Source organism: Tangfeifania diversioriginum, from assembly GCF_900141875.1.
GTDB classification, from domain to species: Bacteria; Bacteroidota; Bacteroidia; order Bacteroidales; family Prolixibacteraceae; genus Tangfeifania; species Tangfeifania diversioriginum.
This window is the reverse complement of the sequence record NZ_FQZE01000042.1, coordinates 22,164-30,947: the sequence shown is the minus strand read 5'-3', so window position 1 is coordinate 30,947 and position 8,784 is coordinate 22,164. Positions and strand designations below refer to the sequence as shown.

At 37.6% G+C, this 8,784-nt stretch carries 5 protein-coding genes; 1 reads left to right on the top strand and 4 read right to left on the bottom strand.

All coding sequences use genetic code 11. The annotated features are described in order from the left end of the window. Positions 1-154: 154 nt before the first annotated feature. The 4 genes from BUC07_RS18755 to BUC07_RS18740 all read right to left on the bottom strand — a co-directional run bounded on the left by BUC07_RS18755 (position 155) and on the right by BUC07_RS18740 (position 7,506). Complete coding sequence (locus BUC07_RS18755) at positions 155-1,705, bottom strand: RagB/SusD family nutrient uptake outer membrane protein (RefSeq protein WP_073173521.1); 1,551 nt, start codon at positions 1,703-1,705, stop codon at positions 155-157. Between the two features lie 24 nt (positions 1,706-1,729). Then, positions 1,730-5,146, bottom strand: a complete 3,417-nt coding sequence (locus BUC07_RS18750) for a TonB-dependent receptor (protein WP_073173518.1) — start codon at positions 5,144-5,146, stop codon at positions 1,730-1,732. A 103-nt stretch (positions 5,147-5,249) separates the two neighbouring features. Further along, positions 5,250-6,278, bottom strand: coding sequence for a FecR family protein (locus tag BUC07_RS18745; RefSeq protein WP_073173515.1), 1,029 nt, complete (start codon positions 6,276-6,278; stop codon positions 5,250-5,252). A 631-nt stretch (positions 6,279-6,909) separates the two neighbouring features. After that, positions 6,910-7,506: an RNA polymerase sigma factor gene (locus BUC07_RS18740; protein ID WP_073173511.1), complete on the bottom strand. Its 597-nt coding sequence runs from the start codon at positions 7,504-7,506 to the stop codon at positions 6,910-6,912. Positions 7,507-7,647: 141 nt separating this feature from the next. Here BUC07_RS18740 and BUC07_RS18735 point away from each other — a divergent pair, with 141 nt between their 5' ends. Beyond that, positions 7,648-8,487 (top strand): restriction endonuclease, encoded by an 840-nt coding sequence (locus tag BUC07_RS18735; protein WP_073173530.1) that lies wholly within the window; start codon positions 7,648-7,650, stop codon positions 8,485-8,487. Positions 8,488-8,784: the final 297 nt, after the last annotated feature.

Below are 8,784 nucleotides of genomic sequence, written 5' to 3'. Positions count from 1 at the left end.
GCTCCGGCTACCAATGCGCTTTTCAGAAATCTTCTTCTGGATGATTTTTTATCGAAACTCATTGTATTGATTTTATAAGTATTTTAAATTGAATTGAACCAAAAAAAGGCTGCCTTAGAATTTGACAGCCTTTTGAAAAGTATAATTTGAATTACTAATGACCTGGATTTTGTTCTAAATTTGGATTTAAGCTTCTTTCACTATCTGGTATAGGAATTAAGTTATCTTTATCCAAATCGTATCCGTTTGGAAATTTAGTATGAATTAAATCACCATCAGGTCCTCTAACTTCAACAGGGTATATTTCAGGTCCAATTTCCCATCTTTTTATGTCCGACCAGTAAATGCCTTCAAGAGCAAATTCAATTCGCCTTTCTTTTCTTAATGCTTCTCTTGCTTCAGCTTGCGACATTCCCAATGGAAGTGGTGTGATTTTAACGTCTTCCCGTTCAGTCCGGAATCGGTTTAAAATTCTAATAGCCTCATCAATATCTGTGTTTGTTTCTATTAGAGCCTCAGCTTTTGACATCAATACATCACCATATCTTAAAATCATATAATCAAGAGGTGATTCAGTTTGTTTTACAACTTGTGTCTCAATTGTGTATTTTCGAATTGCATACCCAACACGCTGCCCAGTATGATTTTTGATTTCTTCAGGATATTTTTGTCCTTGAAATTCAGCACCTGGGCGAAGAATTGTAAAATCAAGCCTTGGGTCACGATTTTCAAATTGTGCCAAATTATAATCATCATCAGAACTTTGAATTGGAGAGCCGTCTACTGTTTCATATGCATCAACGAGGTCCTGAATTGGAGCAACGGAATTTGATCCATCAATACCAAATTTTAAATTTTGAGGTTGCCAATATCTATCAAAAATACTTCCTTGTGAAATTGGACCATCAAGAAATTGAAGAGCAAAAACAGTTTCACTATTTCCTTCGTTTTCAAGTTGGAATAATCCATGATAACTTGGAAATAAACTGTACTTATCCAAAGCTTCAATTTTTTCTACATATTCTAAAACTTTAGGATAATTGTTTTGATATAAATATGCTCGCATTTTCATTCCAAGAGCAGCTCCAAGATCGGCTCTCCCTTTTTGAGGAGCTGATTCATTAAGTCGAGAGATTGCTTCATCATAATCTGAATGCACTTGTTGCCATGTTTCTTCGAGAGATGCTCTTGAAACACTTCGGGCCTCCTCTGTAGTCAGTGTTTTTGTAATAATTGGAACTCCACCGTAGGTGTCTGCCATAAGTGCGTAAAAAACTCCCCTCAGGAAATATACTTCACCAATCATCTGTTTTTTTTCTGATTCAGATAAAGAAGTGACATTATCAATATTCTCTAAAAAATAATTTGCTCGATTAATTCCGCGGTAACAATATTGCCAACGTCCGGAAACAACTCCTCCGATCCCTGAATGAACTTCACCAGAGCCAATCTGTTGTTGCTTTCCTTCCCAATGAGCCCATTGAAAGGCATTTGGAGTACATGCATCCCATCCTCCACCATAACCATACACATTATTACTTCTTAATACATTGTAAATGCCCATCAATGCCAGAGAGGCATCATCACTTGTAGTCCAGAAATTCTCACTGGTTATTTTATCATCAGGAAAAATATCCAAATAACTTTCATTACAAGATATCATTCCAAGTGTTAGAATGAATATTATTAAATAATTTTTTTTCATAATATCTTAAATTTGAGTGTTTTATTAAAATGAAATATTTACGCCAACTGACCAAATTCTTGGAACCGGATATTGACTGTACCCATTGTTAAATGTATCTCTTTCAGGATCAAATCCCTCATAATCATCACTTACGAAAGTAAGAACATTTTGTCCGTTGATATACACATAAGTATTTTCAATTGAAGCAAAATCAGTCCATTGTGTTGGCAAAGTATATCCTAATTGAATATTTTTAACCTTTAACCAAGATAGATCATTTGCCCAAAAAGATGATTCTTGCCTATTCCATGTATCATTTACAACTATACGAGGTGTAGTCTCGCTAGGATTTGTTGGTGTCCAAGCATCTCTCCAACGAGTAGTAATAGATCCCCCTGAAATCCCTAATGGTTCAGTCCATGCACTTTGTGTGTAAACATTTACTCCCGCAATCCCTTGAAGAAGAATATTAAAATCAAAACCATTATAAGACAATCCACCATTGATTCCATAAGTAAATTTTGGAATAGTATTACCAATTTCTGACTTATCATTAAAATCAAGTTTCCCATCAGAGTTTCTATCTTGGTATTTTAAATCACCAGCCTTAGGAGTATATCCATTGGAGTGCATATGTGAGGCAGCTTCTTCATCTGACTGGTACACACCTTCGGCATTAAAGCCATATAAAGTTCTGTATGAATAGCCTTCTCTAATTAAGTAAAGTTGATCAGGTGAATTACCTTCTCTAAATTTTACAACTTCATTCTCTACATAAGTAATATTTGCACCAATGTTATAGGATAGTCCATTGCTTATATTATCTCTCCATTCAAAACTTGCTTCCAAACCTGTGTTTTTCATTTCTCCAACATTTTCATAAGGAGGTGTTACTCCTCCCAATATTAGAGGAATTGGTAATTGAACCAATATATCTTCTGTGTTTTTTAAAAAATAATCAAACTCCGCTGTTAGGCGATCGTTTAAAATTCTGAGATCGACACCAAAGTCGAAGGAAGTTGTTGTTTCCCATGTAATATCTTCATCAACCAAAGCCGTTACAGCTGCTCCTGGTGTTAATGAATTACCAACATTGTAACTGGTTCCATTTGTTTGGGTAATAGTTGTCAGGTATGGCCAATAATCATCAATATTTTGATTACCTAATTCTCCATAAGATGCTCTGAATTTTAATTCATCAAAGAATCGATCTTTTAAAAATTCTTCTTCACTAATTCTCCAACCTAGTGAAGCAGAGGGAAAAAATCCCCATCTATTTCCTTTTTTAAATCGTGATGATGCATCAGCTCTTAAATTAAATTCTGTTAAATATTTTGATTTATAAGCATAATTAATTCTTCCAAAATAAGATAACATACGTAGCTGATATTTAGTGCCTTCGGCAATGGGACTGGCTGTTCCTGAGTTTACTTGATGCAACCCTTGTTTTGGAGGATCAGATTTTTGTGCCCTTACATTTTTAATTAACTTATCTTCCGATTGCATCCCTGCCAATGCCCCCACTTCGTGATTATCTGCGAAGGTTCTATTGAAATTCAGTGTAGAGTAAAATGTTTGATAAAATTCGTCTGAAAAGTATCTTTCAATATTTACTGTAGAAGGGAAATCAAGTGGTTTTACTTGCTGCTCTGAAGTTGTATAGCACCAAAGTACTTCATTGTAACGGTCTCTAAGATTATTGTTGTATTGACCTGAATACTGTGTGTTTAATTCAAGTCCTTCCATTAATTTTAGATTTGCAAAAACATTTGCTTTAAAAAAACTATTCGAGAACTTTCTTAGTCCATTATATAAATCAGGCATCGGGTTTCTTGTATCTGTGATTGGTTGTCCCGCTGTAGCTCCACTTAAGTATAATGCCTGTGTTGCACCAAACCTTCCATCTTCAGTATAGGGCGCTGCATATGGATGTCCGTTGGCTATCATATAAACAACTCTCCCAATGCCATCATAAGGTTCATTAGTGATTTTGCGCATTGCATTAAATCGTCCACCAATTGTTAACCAATCATTCACTTTGGTTTCATTATTGAAAGTAACTCCAAATCTTTTTGAGTTAGTACTGTAATATATACCCTCGTGATCTAAGTAATTGATTGAAAAGTAGTTTTTTACTTTTTCTGAACCTGAGTTTATTGAAATATTATGCTCAGTAATGGGAGATACCCTGGTTACTTCATCCAAAAAATTAGTATTGGGGTATAAATACGGATCATCACCGTTACGAAATGCTTCAATAACTTCAGACGGAAATTTAGCATCGCCACCATCCATCGCTGAATTCCATATTTCCATGTATTCCGCACTGTTACTTATTAAATCAAATCTTTCTCCCATTTTTTGGAGTCCATAATAACCATTATAAGTTACACTTACTTTTTCTGTGGTTGTGCCCATTTTGGTTGTTATCAAAATTACTCCATTTGCTGCTCGTGAACCATAAATTGCAGCAGAAGCGGCATCTTTCAACACAGTTATTGATTCTATGTCATTAGGATTTAGCTCAGCCATCCGGCCCTCGACCCCATCTATTAAAACTAATGGGTTTGAATTATTTAAAGTTCCAAAACCTCTTACCCTTATTGTTGCTTCATCACTTCCCGGTTGTCCTGAGTTTTGGCTTACCCAAAGTCCAGACGAAAGACCACCAAGTGCTTGAGAGGCATTTGTTAGTGGCCTGTTTTCGAGCTCTTTTTCGAAGTTAACAGTTGAAACAGAACCAGTTAAATTTGATTTTTTTTGAACACTATATCCTACTGCCACAACTTCTTCCAATCCAATCGTTTCTTCTTCCATGGAAACATTTATGGTGGTTTGATTGCCAACCGGAACTTCCTGTGTCCGCATCCCCACGAACGAAAATTGCAATACAGCATCTTCAGGAATGCTTGTAAGTGTATATTCTCCATCGGCATTGGTAACAGTACCATTGGTTGTTCCTTTCACTACAACAGTAACACCTGGTAAGGTCTGTCCTGAAACATCGGTTACTGTACCGGAAACGGCACGTTGCTGCTGTACCGTTATATTTTCCTGCCCGGAAATACCTGTTTCGCCGTACTGGTTGGAGAGGACAATTTGCCGGTCGAATAGAAAATACCGGATTTCTTTTCCTTCAAAAAGCTGGTCCAGAATTTCATTGATTTTTTTGTTCTGCACCTCCACATCCACTTTTTGTTCCACATCAATCAGGTCTTTGTTGTAGAGAAAAAAGAATTCCGATTGATTTTCGATTTCTGTCAAAACTTCTTCAAGGTTGGCATTTTTAAAGTCCAGGTTTAGAGTAGTTGACTGCGCATAGGAACCAAGCGCAAAGGCCTGCCCCATTCCAAGTAAAATCAGTAAAGTCGTTAGTCGTGTCATTTTCCACAATTTTTTCAGGGTACGGCTCCGTATAACAAAACCGCAATCCCGTCTTAATTCTTGAAACTTTTTCATAAATTTACATTTTTGTAGAGTTCATAATTAATTAAAATTAAAAGATTTGATTGCTCTGCAATTTCATGCAGGAAGGTGGTACCAACACTTTCCTGCTTTGCATTTATTCTTTTCGTTTTATTGTCACTTTCTTCTTCCGGTAAACATTTTCATCACTTGTTTCTCTTTTCTCAATGGTATATTCCATTGGAGTAGTCATTGCCAAAAGTCGTAATACTTCTTCTAACGGTTCATCCTGAAAAGTGGCTTTAAACCGGTAACTTTTTAATGTTTCATCTTTAATTTCAATATTCACGTTATACCAGCGTTCTATGCGTGCCACGGCTGTTTCCAATGGCTCATCATCGAGCAGCAAGAAACCTTCTTTCCATGCTGTGTAGGGTTTGGTATCCACTTGTTGTACCCTGAATCTATTCTCGTCCATTGAGTATTTAAGTTTTTCACCAGGAGCCAGCATTTTTTCAAAATTGCCATTAACTCCCTGGACTTCAACCGCACCTTCTTCTAACACAACTTCTGCATACTTTAAATCTGCATAAGTCATCACATTAAATTGGGTGCCCAGCACACGGACATCCATATTTTCGGTGTTTACTGTAAAAACGGTTTCGTCGTGTTGTACATCGAACCAGGCTTCACCTTGCAATTCCACATTTCGAACTGCAAACACCGGGTTGTATCTGAGTTTTGAGCCGCTGTTGAGCCAGCCTGTTGAACCGTCGGGCAGCGAAAACTGTGTTCGGGTCCCTTCTGGTGCATTGATTTCCACCCATGCCTCGTTGGTGGCGGTTGGTGGCGGACCAATAAAATAATACCAGGCTGAAAATGCCAGGAGAGGAATTAACAGTATGGCTGCTGCTTTTTGATAAAATCGGAGCCATCGTTTTTTCCGGGCTTTTTTGCGTTCTTCGGTAAAAATCTGGTGCTCGATTTCGTAATAAATGTGTTTCAGCGAATGCTCGTCGGGTTGTTCCTGTTCATTTATTTCGTTCCACTGTTCCGACAAATATTGTTTTGCTTCCTGGTAATCGTGAATGCGGTTGAACCAGTTTTTTACTTTTTTGTAATCGTTCCAGGAATATTTTCCTTCCGAAAATTTTTGGAGGGTTTTATATGTCACGTCGTACTTCATTTTTTGTTTTAAAAGAAGGAGCGTTTTTTACCACTCCTTCTAATTGTCTAACTAAACTAACCAAACCTATGAAATTGTAATTTTCTTGTTTTATTCAATTGTTATATCCCGGAATTGTAAAAATCCCCAGTGAGAAAAATGTTCTTTTTTTACGGATATCCGTTTTTTTTTACCCAAAATTATTATGATTTTCTTCCAATACCCCAGCCCCAAGGGGTGTGAAGAAAATCAATTTGCCCCCCTTGGGGTTTGGGGTAAAAAATTGATTTTCTGCTCATTGCATCTCCAAGTTAGGTAAAAAACGGATATACATATTATTTTTACCCGTCAAGCGGTTTTGATCCGCTGGACGGGTGGGTGCATTGATTATTTAGACGTTAATTAATGTCGTTTAGCTTTCGTAATTATCAATAATTCAACCCACTCCGGGGTTGTTATTTACATCTTATCCTCTACCCCTGAGCTTCGCACAGCCTGTCCCGTCATATCGGGAGGGCTATTATTGTTAATGTCCTTTGGACATTCTTCTATCCACCAAATGGTGGATAAACAATAATAGCCACGGGTAAAACCCGTGGAGATAAAGCAGATACAAAAAGAACCCCGAAGTGGGTTCAACTCTTAATTTGCATTATTTATTTTTCAAAAACAGGCAGAAGAATATCATGCCTTTTATGCGGAGTTGGTCAAATTCTTTTTTCAGGAATTTCATGGCTTCGGTAATGTGGTATTCCACAGTTTTGGTGGTGATACCGAATTTTTCGGCAATTTCTTTTTGCGATTTCCCTTCCAGTTTTTTCATTCTGAAAATTCGCCCGCGCCTCTCGGGCATTTGCTGAATCATTTCTTCCAGCTTATTTACCATATCCTGGAAATCATCTTTTTCGTCGAAAGTTTCCTTGTTTTCAGCAAATGAAATAAGTAAATCGTGTTTCAGTTGATTTGATTCAGCCAGTTTGTTGAACTGTTTCCGAATCACATTTAGCGCAATTGTAAATAAATAGGATTGAAATGATTTTGTTGTATCTATCTCTTTTCGTTTTCTCCAGATCTTAAGAAATACCTCCTGTACCACATCTTCTGCAGAATCGCTTGATTTCAGATAGCTCAGCGAGAAACGAAATAATGATTGGCTGTATTTTGCAAAAAGATTTTGAAAACACTCGTGGTCGCTTCTTTTCAATCCTTTCAGTAAAGCGGTTTCAATATTTAGTTTTTTTCCGGTCAATGTTTAATTGCTTATTTAGTTCTATCAAAGTAAAGAAAATCAAAAACAGAATCACTGAAAAACATAATAAAATTTCGAAAATATTATAAACAGGCACTTCCAATGGGCTTAAATATTAATTTTACAAATAAAAGGGAACAAATGAGCGACAAACCAATAATTAAGAAGGCCTCCGGCGAAACGGAGCCGTTTTCGGAAGAGAAGTTACAAGCTTCATTGCGGAGAACGGGCGCCAGCGACGATACCATTGCATCGGTTGTAAACGATGTAAAATCGTGGTTACAGGATGGAACGACAACCCGGAAAATTTATGCACGGGCTTTTTCGCTACTCCGCAAAAAAAGAGGCGGGGTGGCCGCCCGGTACAAACTTAAAAAGGCAATTATCGAGCTTGGCCCATCGGGATTTCCGTTTGAGCATTTCGTAGGGCAAATTTTTAAGGAGCTGGGGTTTGAGGTTGAAACCGGGCAGGTCATTCAGGGAAATTGCGTGCAGCACGAAGTTGATGTGGTGGCTACCGGCAATGGTGAACAACACCTTATGGAATGCAAATTCCACAACAGCCAGGGAAAATTTTCGAGTGTGCAGGTCCCGCTTTATATTCGCTCACGAATGGACGACATCATCGAAAAACGAAAAACAATGCAGGAGTACAACGGACTCCATTTTGAAGGTTGGGTAGTTACCAATACCCGATTTACGTCGGATGCCCTGCAATTTGGGAAATGCAGCGGACTAAAGCTGTTAAGCTGGGATTACCCCAAAAACAACAGCCTGAAAGATTTAATTGAAAGGGAACGCATTTTTCCGGTAACAACACTTGCAAACCTAACGCGGAAGCAAAAAAATGTGCTTTCTCAGAAAGGAAATGTGCTTTGCCGTCAGCTTTTGCAGCATCCTGAGGAGCTCGATCAACTTGGGCTTACGCACTCAAAACGAAAGAAGCTGATGGAGGAACTTGAAGCGCTAAACGGCAAATAATAAATTTTTGTAACTAATCAGTTTACTCAAGTATGATTAACATTGATAAAAGGAGCAAAAACAGGCCTAACCTTCAGGTTGGGATAAAAAAGATAACGCTCCAACTTAGGATTTTTGAAAAATTTGTATTTTGCAAAATACAAATTTTTCAAAAATCCGGGGTCCAAATCATACATCCGGTACCCAGCCTGAAGGCAGGGCCTATTTTTATTGATTGCCTCTTGCTGAATTCAATATAAAAAAAACAAGTGGGCACAAAAAAACCGGTCAGCAACTGACCGGTTTTTTTGAACTATC